This is a genomic window from Corynebacterium sp. HMSC064E07, assembly GCF_001815745.1.
GTDB lineage: Bacteria > Actinomycetota > Actinomycetes > Mycobacteriales > Mycobacteriaceae > Corynebacterium > Corynebacterium jeikeium_D.
In genome coordinates this window covers 158820-176004 of record NZ_KV821793.1, presented here as the reverse complement: position 1 = coordinate 176004, position 17185 = coordinate 158820, and the positions used below count along the sequence as shown (strand labels likewise).

The window sequence follows — 17185 nt, the reverse complement described above, 5'->3', positions numbered from 1 at the left end:
TAGTCCTATGCGTATTGTTGTGCTGCAGTGTGGCCCCGATGTACCCGCGTTTCCCCAATTGCTCCGCCAATCATGGTCTACATCAGCACCGTCCGCACCATCAGCACCGGCTACTCCGGCACCACCCGCCTATGCGCTTCACGACGTCGCGATGATCCCCGCCCGCAAGGAGCTGGCTTTCATCGATGACCTGGCCAAGGACGTACTGCCTGTCGATACAGCACCGACGCCGGAGGAAATCTCCAAGCAGAAAAAGGTCGACCACTTAGGTGCTCCGCAACCCGCTCCGCAAAAGCCGAGCGAGCCGTTGCGAATTGTGGTCGTTGGCACCGACGCGGCACTGGCTGCCGTGGCAACCTACCTGATGCGCAAGAACCTCCTGTGGATTGAACTGGCACATGTCCCCACCGCACCCTCGACCGCGGCCAAAAACTGGGGCATCGAAGGAGGAGAAGGGCTCGATGCGGCGGCCGCGCTCACACGCCCGACGATGCCAGTGCCGCTGATCCGCGATGACACCGGGCACGCAATTGTTGGTTACGTCCTACTGACAGAGCCAGGAATTACCGGAGTGTCCTCGGAAAACGGGTTTACTGGCGAGGTCTATGTCGACGAGCATCAGATGTTCTCCGGCACATCCACCGGCCTGCAGATTCGCCCTACCCCCGACGCCCCGGGCATCGTTGCGGCCGAAGTTCCGGCGCCGGACGCGGAAGTCGGTAACGAGGATGGAGGCAACAAAGGCCTGCTGAGCCGACTCGGATTGGGTCGCGGTGGCCGTCGTAAAGCGAAAGAAGCCCCGTCCCGCGAGCTGCACCGTCCGATGACGGGTCGGGCAGTTCAAGTTGGTGGCCTGGGCTTTCGATACGTACGCGATGGCGTGGAGTCGCGAAAGCCGCGCGAGAAAACAACTCTGTACCGACACCTTCGCGACTTGCAGATTGTGCACTAACTGCGTCGGGGCAATAGCCACGGTCTGCCCGTGAGAAAGTGGCTTGCGCGAAAGTGGCCTGCGCGATAGCTCGAGTACAGATAACATTTGGGTGTTAAAGCCCCTGCCCGCCACTGCCTCGATAGGACAGCATCATGACTGACAACACCCCACGGCTACGCGCTGGCGACCAAGCCCGCCACACTGCGCTGGAACGCTTGGAATGGGCATTCCGCGATGGCCAGATTGACTTTGCGGAATTGCAGGAGCGCACCGAGAAAGCCCAAAAGGCGACGTACATCGATGAGTTGCCCGCATTGACACAAGACTTGTCGCTGCCCGCGAACCTGGCCGAGCCGACTCCACATGCACACCCAAACCCTAACCTGCGCCCGAACCTACACAGCGTCCCGGACGAGCACCATTCGGTGGCACCGAATGCAGCCAACAATCATCAACCAGCTCGGATTGATAGCTCCGCCGCGGCAACTGGTTCGAAGCTCTCCATCGGCATCTTCGGCGGCACCGACAAGAGAGGCCCTTGGACGTGCGCTCCCACGCACACCACGGTGGCGGCCTTCGGCGGGACCGGCTTGGATTTCCGCGAGGCCATCCTGACCGCGGAAACCACTGTCGTCAACATTGGCTGCGCCTTCGGTGGAGTCGACGTCATTGTCCCCGACCACTACCAAGTTGATGTCGACGTGCTGCCCATCTTCGGCGGCACGGATGTTACTGGAAAGCCGGGACGTCACCTTCCAGCTCCTGGCGCAGGCCAGGCTCCGAAGATTATTGTGCGCGGCTTCGTCGCTTTCGGTGGCGTCGAGGTCAAGCGCGTACCGCACTAGAGCATGCTGCAGTAGCAAGTGCGCCTGGCGAGCCACTACTCGCCCACGTCTCACCGGCTACTCGTCCCATACCTCCGGCGGCATTGCTGGGAACGGCGTCGTCGGCGGCAGCGTTGCCACAGCTGAACGTCTGGACAGGCCACACACCTGCAACAGGTCCACCACCAAGGAGCGGGACTGCGCAAACACAACCTGTTCCGACAGCGTTGCGTCCTCGATCACGCGCGGGTGCATTTTCGCCGCTAGACGACGCAAGTACCGAACCACGTCTTCAAGCTTGACCTCTCCGGATCCCTCGGAAAGCTGAGCGATAGCGATGTCGCCGGATTCGAAAGGCAACTCGCCCCACTCTGGGATTCGGCGCACGGCGGCTTCGTCGTCAAGCACATGACTGACCAGGCGCGTACCTTCAGACACGCCGAGAACAAGTGCGCACAGTTCGGACGAGAAGTCGATGTGATCCTCACGTGCGGTGATAGCGCGACGCGCGAGCACACGGATGTTGCGCATGGCGTTGTCGACGGGATGTACCATGCGCGACAGCGAGTGGATTCTATCCCGAGAGCGCCAGAGCAACGGCGAGATACGGACCTGCTCGCCCGCGTCGGCGACAGTGCGGTCCATCAGCGAGACTTGCGCCTGCATGGAGCGCACCACGCTCAGTGCGGTGCGGATGCGATCGGTGTCGCCCTCTTTCATGCCGATGCCGATGTCATAAAGTACATCTGCACCCATGTCGAGGACCTTGGCCACCTTGCGGCGAGCACCCGCCAGCGGGCTTCGCGGCAATATCATGAGCACAATAATGCCCACCACACCACCGACGAGAGCATCGATCATTCGGTAATAAGAACCAGCGGTGCCCGGCGGAATAATGGTGGCGATGAGCACGGCTGAAGATGCCGCTTGGTTGACCACAAGCGGTCCTCGACCGACAAACACACCGATGACCATGGCGACGAACACACCGACGGTCAGCTGCCAGATACCCGAGCCGAGGATGGAGATAATCACATCACCAATGCCGACTCCCAACGAGGCACCGAGCACCAACTCCACAGAGTGCTTTAAGCGAGGACCTGCGGTCATCACGTTGAGGCTGATGAAAGCGGCCATCGGCGCGAAGAACGGGTTGGGGTGCCCCAGTACCTCAAGTGCGAACCAGTAGGCCAACCCAGCGGCTAACGTGGCTTGGACAATGAGCATCCAACGGGAGCGCACACGGTCAATCGCATGGAGGAAACGCGTGCGGGGCCTCACTTTCTGACGCAACTTGTTTGCTGCGCGGGAGGCCGGATGTAGGTACGTATTGCGAAAATCTTGGAAATCCGGGCGCGGATTATCCTCGACGAATTGCGTTTCCTTAGCTTCGACGAGGTCGTCGACATGCGCGGGAGCAAGGTCCTCTAGATTCCTGGCAGCTGCGGCATCCTTATCTTCCCCACCAGCTATGCCAGCCATGCCGAAGTCACCATCCTCATGTAAAAAACTGTGCGCTTTTTATGTACCCGTTGTGCTGTTGTGCACTCTTATGTGCCCGCTGAATCTCTGTGCGCGATTAAAGACCCAGTTCTGGCAACGCGGATTCATCACTGTCACGCAGCAACGCCATCATGCGATCGAATTCATCATCCTCGCCGATAGCCTTAGCAGCCTTAGCCAACGCTGCGAAGGCGCGGAGCACACCACGATTCGGCTCGTGCTCCCACGGAATGGCTCCGAACCCCTTCCAGCCGTTTCCACGCAGCAGGTCCAGACCGCGGTGGTAACCAGTGCGAGCGAAGGCATAGGCCTGAATCTCCTGGCCCTCGGACAAGGCGCTTTCAGCCAAATCCGCCCAAGCCTGGGAATCGCGCGGGCATGCGCGAACCACGGCCTCCGGGCTTGCGCCACCGTTGCGGGCAGCAACGGCCTCGTCAAGAACGGGGAGCTTCACGGGAGCAGGAGCCATCATGTCATTGAGTTTCATGCGTCCTATTGTGCCAGGCATCACGTGGCGATGGCAGGGGCTCAGTAGGTGACTCCCTGTTGGCAACGGCGGGCACAGCGCGGTGGTACAACGTCGGCAAGCGCCAGATGACGACCAACTAGCGTTCCCCGACTACTCCGGGCAGCTCGGCTTCGTCGAATCCAACGACTCACCATTTTCCAGCTTGGTCGCAACAAAATCGGCCACTCGGGCGCACGCTTCCATCAGCATCCAACCCGACAGTTGGACAGAGAGGTCACGCTCCTTAATCGCCGAACCGCGAACCGCGCCACCGACTGATTGCGCAACCGAACCGCCCTGTGGGAACTGAGCATTATCGTTCCAATCTGCGGGGAAAAGCGGCAGGCCATCAACCTCGAGGCGGTGGTACCAGCACTTCTCCCCCGAAGCCAGAACCAGTCGGCGAGCAATGCGAGCTGCCGCGCGATTCATGCGATTGTCTCCAGGCAAACGCACCGCCGCATCGGCGAGGTATCGCACCAGGATGCCGTTGAACAGACCACCATCGCCGCCACCGGCACCGGCGATAACATTGTCGGTGGTCGCCAAATCCTTTGCCACCGCGTGGATGAGGTTTTGCACGCGCGTGAAATACTTCGTCGCCTGTTCACGCTGGCCGTGCGCCCGAAGCGCAAGTCCCACTTCGAGGCAAGCGCCAATCATGACACCCTGGTTGTACGTAAACATGCCCTTCTGCACGACGGCACCTGCCATGGACAAGCGAATGCCGTCGTAGAGCAGCCCTGAGTCCGACAGGAGGTTGGCGTAAACCCAATCGATAAGTTCCTCTGCCTCCTTGATACGACCAGCCCGGGCCAGAGCGATGGCTGCAGGACCGTTCGAGGGGACGTTGAAAAAGAGGTCCTGCTCACGCCACGGCAGCACACCCGTGGACTCCTGCCGACCATCGCCCAAGCATGAAATCAGCCGTGCTGTCGTCTTCTTGGGCACCGATGCGCCGAGGACAGCGTCGGCACGCCCGAGCGCCAACGCCATCCACGCGCGATCGTCGTAGTACTTGTTCTTGGTCAGCAGCGTGAGGTTGCGAATGCGGATACCCCGAGTGGTCTGGCGGATAGCGCGGTACTTCTCCTTAGAAGGCACGCGCTTGGCTGCGTCTACCAGGCAGTCGAGATACTGCGCCTGCCACCAGTAATGCCAGTTGATGAAGACCTTATGTCGAAGCGGCGCGGGCCAGGAAGCCATTGCCAAATTCGTGCCCGGAAGACCCCACAGCTTCGCCGCATGACGGTTGCGAATCGCCTGTTCAGCCACGTCCGCACGATAGGCCCACGTTTCGGCCTCCGGACGCGACATTTTTAGAACCACTGGCTCTCCTTAAAACGGCTGTGAAACAGCTCTAAAACAGCCTTCGAAATAAAACACCTAAGCAGACAATTACCAGGCCGCGGTGATATCTGCATGAGTACGAATCCAAGAGTGCATGGCAATACCCGCCGCTACCCCCGCATTTATCGAACGCGTCGAGCCAAATTGGGCAATCGACACCGTCAAATCCGCCGCCTGCTGTGCTTCTTCAGTCACTCCCGGCCCCTCCTGGCCGAAGAGCAAAAGACAACGCTCGGGCAACTCAACGGTTTCGATGGGTACGGAGCCCGGCACATTGTCCACGGCCACGACAGCCAAATCATGCTCGCGCGCCCAGCTAATGACCTCCGACACCGTCTCGTGGTGCAGCAAGTGCTGGTAGCGGTCAGTCACCATCGCGCCGCGACGATTCCAACGCTTGCGCCCCACGATGTGCACGGCCTCCACCAGGAAGGCATTTGCGGTGCGTACCACGGTGCCAATGTTGGAGTCATTCTCAAAATTCTCGATGGCGATATGCAACGGATGACGACGCTTATCCAGCTCCGCGACGATAGCCTCCATCGTCCAGTAGCGGTAGGCATCGACGACATTACGTCGGTCGCCCTCATCCAGAAGCTGCTCATCGTATTCTGGGCCGGTCGGCCGGGGTTCGTTCGGGTGCTCCTGCTCCCACGGCCCCACCCCGACACGAGCCTCAAACCATTCCGTCGGCCCCTTCCCGGGCTCAGGCGCGGTCAAGAGCCAACAGCCCCTCGACCAGGAACAACTGCGCCACGGTGTAGGTGTCCATCACTGCCGCATTCAGAAGCTTGCCGACGACGCCCTCCTCCGCAAACATCTTTCGAGCCATCAGTAGCGTGTCGGAGACGAGGAACAGGTTGCCACCGTGGCCGAGGCCGTAGGCGGCATCGGCAATCGGTAGGCCGGTCTGCTCATCAGTACCGACAGCACCGGCACCCTCCAGCAGCGCCGGGTCATCGGCCAGTGCGGAGGTCACAGCCAGCAGCGGACCGTAGCCAACAGCAGCGGGCAGCGCCTCGGGCTTTACAGCACCGACCAGCGGTACCGAACCAGCCCACAGTGGGAAGCGAATGGCAGCACGCAGCGCGCTAATCCGAGCTCCGGCACGCCACAGCAGCACGTGGTAGGCAACCTGGTTAACTGCGAACGGCACAGAACCGCGGTTCAGGTTCGGCTTATTCGGCATGAGAATCAAGTCGCCCAGCCAACCGCCGGCGAGGCCGATGAGCAGGGTGGTCGTCGTAAAGCGAGACGTCTCGTGGCGACGGCGCCAAACATTGGCCGCCAACAGTGGCATGAGGACAGTCTTGGAAACTCGACGTGGAGTCTCCCAGCCGAAGGCACTGGAGACAACGTTGACCGCACTGGCGGCGATGTAGCCGGCACGTTCTGGGGCACGGCGAGTGTCGGAGCTCGCGCTGGCGATACCGACGAGTGCGCCGAGGCCCTCGCCCGTGCGACGCACAAACATGTCAGCGACGGTTTCCTTTGTGCCGGGAAGTTTGGTCGTGGTGAGCTTGGACAGGAGTCCTGCGCGCTTGGTGGTCATGGGGATGTTCCTCTTTCGTGGGACTGCGTTGGGGCGGTGAGCTGGGTGAGGCTCGGTGAGCAGGGTGAGGCTCGGCGAGCAGGGTGAGGCTCGGCGATAGCTCTAGCGCTCAGATTCTTAGGCCAGACCCAAGTCATCCAAACCGAGCAGATAACGGTACTCCAGGCCTTCAGCCTTGATGACCTCGCCGGCACCCGTCGCGCGGTCAACCACCGTGGCGACACCGACAACCTCAGCACCGGCCTCACGTAGGGCAGCGACGGCAGTCAGCGGAGAGTTGCCCGTCGTGGTGGTGTCCTCAACAACCAGGACCTTCTTGCCCACAATGTCCGGCCCCTCGATGCGGCGCTGCATGCCGTGCTTCTTGGCTTCCTTACGCACCACAAAGGCATCAATTGGGCGCCCTTCGGCGTGCATGACAGAGGTAGCCACCGGGTCCGCGCCAAGCGTCAGACCACCGACGTGCGCGTAGTCCCAGTCTGCAGTGAGCTCCCGTAGCAGGGAACCAATCAGACGCGAGGCCTCATGATGTAGGGTGGCGCGGCGCAGGTCAACGTAGTAGTCAGCCTCACGTCCAGACGACAGCGTGACCTTGCCATGGACAACCGCCAGCTCCTTGACCAACTCGGCCAAACGCTGCAGCTTCTCCTGATTGACATTGCTCGTGTGGATGCTCATCTGAGGTTGTCTCCTAAATAAACGACTGTGTGCTCAAGGATATGTCTGGTTCTACTCGTCCGCGGAATCAGGGGTTGCGCCCTTGTCCTCGGATACAGATTCGGTGGGGTCGTCGCTGCTGTCGAGGTCTGGGGCGGCGTCGGTAAAAATACTGGCGGGCTTCACAATTGATCGCACCACACGCCCCTGGCTCGAGCGCATCCGGCTATGTTCGGGGTCCTCACCAAGCGCAGGAATCTGCTGGCCAGAATCCCCAATGTCCTCCGACTCACCAACGTTTGCACCCATCTTTCGTGCCGTTGACCGCGAAGGCAGCGCCGTCGGATCCAGCGGTATATCCCGCGTAGGGCGCCACGACGAACCGTCAATCGCCTGCACCACCGTGGGTTGTGCATTGCTTTGCGACGGCCACTGCGAATCATCCGTGGTTGCATCCGCGGTAGCAGCGGACGAGGACGAAGGAGAATCTGCGTAAACAATTTCCTCAACGTCCAGCGGCTCTTCGCCCTTGCTATTCTGCGCGCTGTGACTCTGGGCATGCCCGTTCTGTGAGCTGTGATCCTGCGATTCGTGGTTAGCAGAACCGTTGCGACGCTGATCTGGTACCGCGTGCAAGTGCCCACGCCCGGTTCCATCCGAAATCAAGGAACCAGAGTCAACGGACTGCTCGGTGAGCTGCAAACGAGTGGGATCCCACTGATTAGTGTCCGGAGCGACGGTTTCGCCTTCCGCCGGTGGCAACCTGCGCGCAATGTCGGAGAAGTCCGACAGCGATGCCAGTGCACCGTCCCAGTCCTCTGGCACTGAATTATCAATCAGCTGAGCCAAGGACCAGGAGTTTTCGGACCACATGCGGGTAATGGCCGGGTGTACGTCGGCAAGCATGCGGGTTGCACGGTCGTCGAAGATGCGATGAATGAGCTCTGGGTCGGTAGCTGCGACTACCAGGCCGGCTTCGGTAGCTACGTGAGGCAGCGTCGTGCCGCCGCTGCGGCGCAACTCGAAAACCTCATCGCTGGATACAGAGCGGCGGATGGCGATGGTGGTGATGCCGCCGACATCGGCGAGGTGCATTTCCCGGCCAAAGGCGAAACCGGAGACCACGGCCTTGGCATCGCCGTCCGGCGTACGCTGCCAGTACGACGGCAGCTCATGGTCCACACGGTTATAGACAGAATTACGTTCCTGCGCCCAGGCTTTCCGCAAGTGACGCACACGGCGACCGCTGATACGTCGACGGATAGGGGCCACTGATTGCTGCTGAGCGCGCTGCGGTTGCGCGGGCTGGGTGGACACAGTGGGCGGGGTGGCCTGGGTGGCCTGGGTGCGCGCCGCACGATCGGATGATTGCGGCACTTCGTCAGTCTCGGCATTTTCGCCGGGCACAGCCTCGAATTCTGCACCGTCAACAGTTCCAATGCGAGCGTCAGGAGCAGTGGTGCTGTTGGCATCTATGGCACTGGTGTTGTCCACTAAACCTGTCTCGGGCTCATCCGTGGTATCGGTATCTTCAGCAGTCACCGACTCGGCTGGCTCCATGCCAGGCCCTGCTCCAGATTCTGTGCCAGACTCCGCGCCGCTTCGGAGAGTCACGTCCGTTCCCGCATTCAGATCAGCTGCTGCTTCCGATGTTTCGGCAGCACCCGCGTCTTCTGTTGCTTCGGGCATTTCAGCAGTGGCCGCCGGCTCGATTCCCGAGACAGATTCAGGCTCCGTCGGTGTCTTTTCTACAGCTGAAGTCCCCAGTTCTGTCGTCGAAACCTCAGTTTCAGAATCAACTTCAGCGGCGCTATCAGTCTCAGCGGCAACCTCAGAGTCAGCGTCAGCTGCGACATTCGGTCTCGCCACAGAAGTTGTCTCGGGGCTGCCTTGCTCCGAAGAATCCGACTGTTCGGACACAACATCTTCTGCCGCCACACCGGTTACTTCGCCGGTGGAGTCCGAGGGCTCGTCGTAAAGCGATGGCGATGACGGAGACGCCACAGCAGTCTCACTTGTGCTGCGACGGCGGCGGTCGACAACGAACAGCGCGACTGCGGCGATGATGAGAATCGCTGCGAGGGTGAATACTAGGGGAATCATTAATCTCCTAGCTTAAGCCAGAAGCCGTTCTATTTGGTCAGCGACAAGATGCCGTCCCCCGTCTGGCGCAATGCCAATGCCCGAGGAGAGAGCGTACGGGACTCTCTAGGACGGTAAAGGGCGAGGGGCAAAAGCCACATGGACGGCACATCTGGGGCCCTGGGGCGGTCGCCCTGGCCCGGGCCCGCTTAGAAGCGGACGATAGGCAGGCTCGGATTGCCAGCCCACTGGGACCAGCCACCGACATACAGAGAGGCCCCCGTGATGCCCGCTTCTTCCATAGCCTGAATGAACAGCGAGGAATGAAGACCGGAACCGGAGTAGACCGCTACATTGCGACCGTCTTCGATACCGACGGAGGCAAAGCGCTCACGGAGCTGCTCAACAGGCAGGAAGGAGCCGTCGGCATTTTGCAGACTGCGAGCCGCCAGGTTCACGGCACCCGGGATGTGACCTGCCTGCAGATCGACGCGCTCACTACGACCTTCAAAACGGCTGGGCTCACGCGCATCCACCAAAATTCCACGCTCAGACCAGGTGCGTACGTCATCGAGGCTGGCAACAGGCATATTGCCTTCACTCACCGCAATCGTTCCAGGCCGCGGCAGATTTCCGGGCCCGAAGGCAGTCTCGTTTCCATCTGCTTCCCAAGCAGCTAACCCACCGGTGAGGACACGCACATTCTCCAAACCTGCCCAGCGCAGAATCCACCAAGCACGTGACGCGAACAGTCCATCGCCCGCGTCGTAGACGATCACGAGATGCTCCGAGCGGACTCCCCATCGACGGACGGCATCGCGCACACGCTCGATATCCGGCAACGGGTTGCGACCAGCTTCTCGGCTTGGAACACCTGCTAGGTCCAACTCGGGATCACAGAACACGGCCAGTGGGATGTGAGCCGTGGCGTAGGAGTCATATGGTTTTTTAGCACGCGACCAGCGTGCGTCAACGACGACGATACGACCGCCGCCGGCAATCTTGTCACGAAGCTCTTGTACCGAGATGGATGTTGTCATAATTCCGGATTCTAAATCGATTGACTTGGTAGCGCGATATGTACGTTATTAAAACTAGGAGCTTGGGAAGGTGCCTGAAGATGCTGCCCACCTGGCCGTTTTCATCTCAGGCACCGGCCATGGAATCGGCTGTGCCACCGCAGAAAAACTACTGCACTATGCCGCCAGCGTCGGCACCCCTTTTCTTAACCGCTTCATTAACGCAAAGCTGACTACGAAACGGAAGATCAACCTCTAAGCCAGGCCCCGCCTCCCAATCCGACTACCCACCGGGATCCTGTCCCGTCCCACCATTGCCATCCGCTGTGTCCCTCGTCCGTTTCTCTCGCGCTTTACGACGCAACCAGCGCCCCGGGCTATCGAACGTATCGGGGTCCTCATTGGATTCCGCTTTCCGGTTTCCTTCCTCGTCTTTCGGGGGCACCCAGACCACACGATCAGTAGAGGCCGGCTCACACTCCCCGCTAACCCCGTCCCCTTCGTCAGTTCCTAGAATCTCCGGCACCTCATCCGGCCGGAGCGTCCACCAAGCATTTTCATCACATCGAGCATCATCGATCTTTCGATGCGTACCCGGATCCACCAACGTGAGATTATCCAGGTCAGTGCCACCACCGGAAGCCCACGACTGCACATGGTGAACATCGCACATAGCTCCCGGAGTGCCCATGCCCGGCGCGGAGGAACCTCCTTCCTCTCCAAGAAGGGCCAGATACTGCGGCAAAGTCCCCAGCCTGCGGGATCGACCAAAGTACAAGGTCTGCCCCTCATTCCCCAAGACTTGGAGGAACGAATTTCTATCGACCATCTGTTGCACGGCCTGACTAATGGAAATTCGCACTCCCGCGTCTGAGACCGCTTTACCCGATCCAGGAAGTACAAAATCTTCCCCCTCAGGCAGGGAGACTCCAGCTAACGCTGCCACATCTGCGATATGCGCGACGGTGACCACCGATGTCGTCCCCCGCGCCGGCTGAAGCTCACCGCCCGGTTGAAAGCCCCCATTCACCGCCGCTTCCACGGCATCATGGAAACGCTGCTCCGGATTCCGCTGGTCATCGGCACCTTCTTCGAGCAACCCGCCAGGTCGCGCATAATCTGCCTGCAGCCTTTTGAGCACCGCCGCAAACGAAGGCGTAACCACACCGCTCAACCGGCTCATGCCATCCGGCCCTTGAGCACCGATTTTTAGGCTTCGTTTCCGAGCACGGTCCTCATCCGTATACGGGTCATCAACCCCCAGCATCGCCCGCAGACGGTTCGGCAATTTATTGAGATCATCAACACGGATTTTGTCCACTAAATCTGCAATGTGCTTGTCCAGCAGCCTAGACAGCTGTGCATGCTCCGTTGCCGGCAGCTCGCGAACGGCTTTGTCAATCTTCGCAACAGCATCCGCACCGACAACACCTTCCTCAACTTTCTGACGAAGGTTCGGCATTCGCACATCCTCATTCGCCGGAGCAAACGGATCAACATTCCTACTCAGACGTCCGACGACATTGATACGCTGCCTCGCTTCTGCTCGCGAGATTCGCATCTCCTGCGCTAGCCACGCGATCCTTCGGTGCTCCGCGCTGGGCATCCGCCCTTTCATTGTCTCCACATAAGTCGCATCAATTACTGCGAGTCGTTTTCGCGCTTTCTCAATCGACTTATATGCGTCGTGCGCATGATCCGGTGCAAGTACTTCGAAGTTCTCCACGATGACTGTCGACAGAGCTTCAAACTGCGCAACCGCATCTAAAACCTGCGATGTCGAAAGCGGTCCACCGCCGTTTGACGCCGATGGTGTAGACATTTCCCCACCCCCCCTTTTAAAACGCTAGCAATCCGAATCCCCAAATGGACTAACTAATTTCCCTCCCCCACATTATCGCACACCCATTCGACACACCACAACCCCCTAAGTCAACTTTTTCGAACCTTTTTCCGAAACGCTGCCTCGCTTCCAGCGCCTAAACACCCCACCATCCGCCCTGAAAACCCCACCAACTCGCGCAGTCCCTCACCACCCGCGCAGCCCCCCCCAAAAAAAACTGCACGCCGAAAGCCTAAAACCGCACCACCATCACATCGTGGTCCGGGAAGCTCGAGCGCCCCACTAGCTCAAACCCCGCCTTCACATAAGCTTTCGCCGCCCGCGGGTTGGCATCATGGACAGCCAGACTAACCCCCGGGTACCCCAGCTCACGCGCATACTCAAGAAGCCCCGCAATCATCGGCTGCGACAGCCTGCGTCCGACTACACCCGGACGCAGCGCAATCGCTACCTCAGGAATCCCATTTTCCACAAAACCGTACCCCGGATCGCCCTTCGTAAACGTACGCAGCCAGGCCGCCCCTACCGGCACTTCATAGCTCTCGCATTCTTCGCTTGACGACGAATCCCCGCGCTCCAACCATTCCGCCTTAATGGCGGCCGCACTATAGGTAGCTTCGCGAGAAACTCTCGGTTCAAACGGGTCAGTGCGGGTCATGTCGCCACTGAGCGACTCGAGGTCAGCGTCGTCAAGCGAAGTGGCGAAAAGGATAACCCCGCCCTGACTCGCGTCCCACTGGTCGACGTATTGACGCCTCGTCACTACATAGTCTTCCGGCAGTGGCTGACTTTCATCTCCGAACGTTTCCGTTAGTTCGTCCATCCAGGCAATGAAGGGGCGGTCGGAGTCTGTCGCTGGTCGCCACTGAAAGTTAGTCATATTTGCGCACTATACCGGTGCACCCCAGGCCGACCGGAATGCAACAAGCCCACGCGATCGGCCGCAAGGAACATAAGCCCGGACAACAAAAGCACAAAAAGGGGCAGTTCAGGAGAAAAATCTCCCAAACCGCCCCAACAAACGGACAGCCTGCTGAACAGGTATCGCCCTGAGGATTGGGCGCCCTAGCCCCGGGCTACGCCGTCCTCGCCATAGCCGACAACCTTCAGCGACTCGCCATCGTCAGCAACCGTAACCTCTACTCGGTCACCATCGCGAACATCGCCCGCGAGCAGTCGACGTGCCAGCTCATCGCCGATTGCCTTCTGCACCAGGCGACGCAGCGGACGGGCACCATAGGCCGGGTCGTAGCCGCGCTCCGACAGCCAATCCAGTGCCCCATCGGAGACATCCAGCACCAGACGACGTGCAGCCAGACGCTCCGCCAGGTTGCGAACCTGAATGTCCACAATGCCGCGCAGCTGCTCGGAGGTCAGCGGATCGAAGATCACTACATCGTCGAGACGATTGATGAACTCCGGCTTGAAGGCCATCTTGACCGCATCCATGATCTGTTCATGCGTACCACCAGCACCGAGGTTGGAGGTGAGAATCAGAATCGTGTTTCGGAAGTCCACGGTTCGACCCTGACCATCAGTCAGGCGCCCCTCATCGAGCACCTGCAGGAGCACATCGAACACGTCCGGGTGAGCCTTCTCAACCTCGTCGAAAAGCACGACGGTGTACGGACGGCGACGAACAGCCTCGGTGAGCTGACCGCCAGCGTCGTAGCCGACGTATCCGGGAGGGGCACCAATCAGACGAGCGACAGAGTGCTTCTCGCCGTACTCGGACATATCGATGCGAACCATCGCACGCTCATCGTCGAAGAGGAACTCCGCCAGCGCCTTGGCCAGCTCCGTCTTACCAACGCCAGTTGGACCGAGGAACAGGAAGGAACCAGTCGGACGGTTCGGATCGGCAACACCCGCACGCGAACGGCGGACAGCATCGGAGACAGCCTCCACAGCGGCATTCTGACCAACGACGCGACGGCCGAGGTTGAGCTCCATTTCCAGTAGCTTCTCGGTTTCGCCCTGCATCATCTTGCCAGCCGGGATACCCGTCCAGGCGGAGACAACCTCAGCGACTTCCTGAGGCGTGACCTCCTCCTTGAGCATGGAGTTTTCCTCTGCGTCAGCGACCGATTCCTCGGCGGCCTCCAGCTTCTTCTCCAACTCAGGAATGCGCCCGTAACGCAGCTCTGCGACGCGCCCGTAGTCACCTTCGCGCTCAGCCTTTTCGGACTCAGTGCGCAGGGCATCGAGCTCTTCGCGAACGGAGCGAACATCATCAATCGAGGACTTCTCGTTCTGCCAGCGAGTCTTCAGAGCGTTGAGCTTCTCGCGCTCATCTGCAAGTTCCTCACGGAGCTTGTCCAGACGCTCCTTCGACGCGATGTCAGTTTCCTTCTCCAGGGCCATTTCCTCGATTTCGAGGCGGCGCACAATACGTTCCGCGGAGTCGATTTCCTCCGGCGAGGAGTCAATCTCCATACGCAAACGCGATGCGGCCTCATCCACCAGGTCAATGGCCTTATCCGGCAGGAAGCGGGATGTGATGTAGCGATCCGACAGCGTTGCCGCAGCCACCAGCGCGGAATCCTGGATACGAACACCGTGGTGGACCTCGTAGCGTTCCTTCAGGCCACGCAGAATACCGATGGCGTCCTCAACGCTCGGCTCACCGACAAAGACCTGCTGGAAACGACGCTCCAGCGCAGCATCCTTCTCGATGTACTTGCGGTACTCATCCAAGGTCGTCGCACCGACCAGGCGGAGCTCACCACGAGCCAGCATCGGCTTAATCATGTTGCCCGCATCCATCGAGCCATCACCCGTGGCGCCAGCGCCAACGATGGTGTGAATCTCATCGATGAAGGTAATAATCTGACCGTCGGATTCCTTAATCTCGTCCAGAACCGCCTTCAGGCGCTCCTCGAACTCACCGCGGTACTTCGCACCGGCGACCATGGAGCCTAGATCCAGGCTCATCAGCGTCTTGCCCTTCAGAGATTCCGGCACATCACCCGCAACAATGCGTCGCGCCAGCCCCTCGACAATGGCCGTCTTACCAACGCCCGGCTCACCAATGAGCACAGGGTTGTTCTTGGTGCGACGACTTAGGACCTGAACCACGCGACGAATCTCCGCATCGCGGCCGATAACAGGGTCAATCTTGCCCTCACGCGCCCGCGCGGTTAAGTCCGTCGCATACTTTTCCAGAGCCTGGTACTGCTCTTCTGGATTTTCCGTTGTAACCTTCCTCGATCCACGCACGCTAGTCAGCGCGCCCTTTAATGCCTCGGCAGTAGCGCCCGCCGACTGCAGCACAGTTGCCGCCTCCGACTGGCCAGTTGCTACACCGATAAGCAGAATTTCCGTGGAGACATACTCGTCTCCAAGCTCGCCCGCCAGCTCCTCGGCAGCGTTCAGTGCATTAACGGCATCCCTATTAAACTGCGGGTTCGCCATATTCGCCCCGCTTGCCGACGGGTACCCCGCGACCAGCTCCTTAGCGCGGGTCAAAACCCCGGAAGGATTAACACCCGCTGCCTCAAGCAGCGGAGCCGCAATACCCTCCTTTTGCTCCAGCAGCGCTACCAGAATGTGCCCAGGCCGAATATCCGGGTTACCCGCGCTGGTCGCGGCCTTCATAGCTTCCTGGAGAACTTCTCCAGTCTTAGTTGTTGGTGTAAAACTCATAACTTGCGCCCCTTTGACTCAACTTTGTCATTCACTACCCATAACGTATTCAGCCTTGAGTCTGTTCCACTCAACTTCAAATTTTACAATTTCATACTGTGATTCACGCCACATCCACAGCGAAAAGGATTGCGCTCGGCAGCGTCGTTAAGCGCAGTAGCGCACCGGAAAGCACTAGAAAACATTGGAGAGCTCCAGAAACCACGCGCGGACGCACTCCAATACGCCGTCCGACGCCCTCACCAGCGCACTCCCGCCTGCTTCGACTTCCCCCATGTGAGTGATGGGCGGGCAGCGCACTCATACTGTTTTGGTTACCCTGGTAGATGACATTCTTTCATTCTCACGAAAGGACTCGAATGAACATCGAGCAGGCACGTCAGATGACTGAGGGCAAGGGCTTCATCGCCGCTCTCGACCAGTCCGGTGGATCCACCCCGAAGGCTCTGCGCCTGTACGGCATCAACGAGGATCAGTACTCGAACGAAGATGAAATGTTCGACCTGGTTCACGAGATGCGTACCCGCATCATCACTTCCCCGTCCTTCAACTCTGAGCAGATTATTGGCGCGATTCTCTTCGAGCAGACCATGGATCGCGACATTGAGGGAATCCCGACCGCTCAGTACCTGTGGGAAAAGAAGGGCATCGTCCCGTTCCTGAAGACCGACAAGGGCCTGGCAGACAAGGAAAACGGCGTTCAGCTTATGAAGCCGTGCCCGGGCCTGGATGAGCTGCTGGAGCGTGGTGTCGCTAAGGGCATTTTCGGCACCAAGATGCGTTCCTTTATTGCTGAGGCAAACGAAGAGGGCATCAAGGCCAACATTGCTCAGCAGTTCGAGTTCGGCAAGCAGGTTCTGTCCCACGGTCTGGTTCCGATTCTGGAGCCGGAGGTCGACATCAACGCTGCCGACAAGGCAGAGGCTGAGGACATTGTCCTGCGCGAGCTGCTCGCCGGCCTGGATGACCTGGCCGATGACCAGAAGGTCATGATCAAGGTTTCCATCCCGACCAAGGATGACCTGTACAAGCCGCTGATTGAGCACCCGAAGGTCATGCGCGTCGTTGCCCTGTCCGGTGGCTACGAGCGCGAGGACGCCAACGAGCGCCTGTCCCGCAACCACGGCATGATTGCTTCCTTCTCCCGTGCACTGTCTGAGGGCCTGTCTGCTCAGCAGTCCGACGAAGACTTCAACGCAACCATGGCTGAGTCCGTCAAGGGCATCTACGAGGCTTCGATTTCCTAATCGTCCGCTGTGCATTTGCGC

At 59.7% G+C, this 17185-nt stretch carries 15 protein-coding genes; 4 read left to right on the top strand and 11 right to left on the bottom strand.

Features of this window, described 5'->3' with window-relative positions:
• The first annotated feature begins 7 nt into the window (after positions 1 to 7).
• Positions 8 to 952, top strand: coding sequence for a hypothetical protein (locus HMPREF3053_RS00725; RefSeq protein WP_246819352.1), 945 nt, complete (start codon positions 8 to 10; stop codon positions 950 to 952).
• 134 nt (positions 953 to 1086) lie between these two features.
• Positions 1087 to 1779, top strand: coding sequence for a DUF1707 SHOCT-like domain-containing protein (locus HMPREF3053_RS00720; RefSeq protein WP_070601033.1), 693 nt, complete (start codon positions 1087 to 1089; stop codon positions 1777 to 1779).
• A 57-nt stretch (positions 1780 to 1836) separates the two neighbouring features.
• On the opposite strand, the gene HMPREF3053_RS00715 is transcribed toward HMPREF3053_RS00720, so the two are convergent.
• The 8 genes from HMPREF3053_RS00715 to HMPREF3053_RS00680 form a co-directional block, all read right to left on the bottom strand.
• Positions 1837 to 3240, bottom strand: a complete 1404-nt coding sequence (locus HMPREF3053_RS00715; protein WP_005510217.1) for an FUSC family protein — start codon at positions 3238 to 3240, stop codon at positions 1837 to 1839.
• 97 nt (positions 3241 to 3337) lie between these two features.
• Positions 3338 to 3748 carry a DUF3151 domain-containing protein gene (locus HMPREF3053_RS00710; RefSeq protein WP_016421545.1) on the bottom strand — a complete coding sequence of 137 codons (411 nt, stop codon included), beginning with the start codon at positions 3746 to 3748 and terminating at the stop codon, positions 3338 to 3340.
• Between the two features lie 132 nt (positions 3749 to 3880).
• The gene (locus HMPREF3053_RS00705; RefSeq protein WP_049169856.1) at positions 3881 to 5098 is read right to left on the bottom strand and encodes a glycoside hydrolase family 76 protein; all 1218 of its coding nucleotides are present in this window, start codon (positions 5096 to 5098) and stop codon (positions 3881 to 3883) included.
• A gap of 69 nt (positions 5099 to 5167) precedes the next feature.
• Positions 5168 to 5839, bottom strand: a complete 672-nt coding sequence (locus HMPREF3053_RS00700; RefSeq protein WP_038626765.1) for a TrmH family RNA methyltransferase — start codon at positions 5837 to 5839, stop codon at positions 5168 to 5170.
• On the bottom strand, positions 5826 to 6671 hold the full coding sequence (locus HMPREF3053_RS00695) for a lysoplasmalogenase family protein (protein ID WP_016421548.1): 846 nt from the start codon (positions 6669 to 6671) through the stop codon (positions 5826 to 5828). Before HMPREF3053_RS00695 ends, HMPREF3053_RS00700 begins: the two co-directional genes overlap by 14 nt.
• A 117-nt stretch (positions 6672 to 6788) precedes the next feature.
• Entirely contained in the window at positions 6789 to 7349 is a 561-nt protein-coding gene (gene pyrE, locus HMPREF3053_RS00690) for an orotate phosphoribosyltransferase (protein ID WP_049189439.1), read from the bottom strand.
• A 51-nt stretch (positions 7350 to 7400) separates the two neighbouring features.
• Positions 7401 to 9431 carry a type III secretion system chaperone family protein gene (locus tag HMPREF3053_RS00685; protein WP_070767117.1) on the bottom strand — a complete coding sequence of 677 codons (2031 nt, stop codon included), beginning with the start codon at positions 9429 to 9431 and terminating at the stop codon, positions 7401 to 7403.
• Between the two features lie 188 nt (positions 9432 to 9619).
• Positions 9620 to 10450, bottom strand: coding sequence for a sulfurtransferase (locus HMPREF3053_RS00680; RefSeq protein ID WP_049169848.1), 831 nt, complete (start codon positions 10448 to 10450; stop codon positions 9620 to 9622).
• A 70-nt stretch (positions 10451 to 10520) separates the two neighbouring features.
• Between HMPREF3053_RS00680 and HMPREF3053_RS11130 the strand changes: the two genes are divergently transcribed.
• Positions 10521 to 10688: a hypothetical protein gene (locus tag HMPREF3053_RS11130; RefSeq protein WP_187271215.1), complete on the top strand. Its 168-nt coding sequence runs from the start codon at positions 10521 to 10523 to the stop codon at positions 10686 to 10688.
• A gap of 24 nt (positions 10689 to 10712) precedes the next feature.
• Here HMPREF3053_RS11130 and HMPREF3053_RS00675 read toward each other — a convergent pair whose 3' ends face one another.
• From HMPREF3053_RS00675 to clpB, 3 genes are all read right to left on the bottom strand, one after another.
• A complete protein-coding gene (locus HMPREF3053_RS00675; RefSeq protein ID WP_049169846.1) occupies positions 10713 to 12251 on the bottom strand; it encodes an HNH endonuclease signature motif containing protein in 1539 nt (512 codons plus the stop codon).
• 253 nt (positions 12252 to 12504) lie between these two features.
• A complete protein-coding gene (locus HMPREF3053_RS00670; protein WP_049171720.1) occupies positions 12505 to 13152 on the bottom strand; it encodes a GNAT family N-acetyltransferase in 648 nt (215 codons plus the stop codon).
• 185 nt (positions 13153 to 13337) lie between these two features.
• Entirely contained in the window at positions 13338 to 15917 is a 2580-nt protein-coding gene (gene clpB / locus HMPREF3053_RS00665) for an ATP-dependent chaperone ClpB (RefSeq protein ID WP_070767116.1), read from the bottom strand.
• Between the two features lie 359 nt (positions 15918 to 16276).
• On the opposite strand from clpB, the gene HMPREF3053_RS00660 reads away from it, so the two are divergent.
• Positions 16277 to 17164 (top strand): fructose bisphosphate aldolase, encoded by an 888-nt coding sequence (locus HMPREF3053_RS00660; protein WP_070560409.1) that lies wholly within the window; start codon positions 16277 to 16279, stop codon positions 17162 to 17164.
• Positions 17165 to 17185 lie beyond the last annotated feature (21 nt).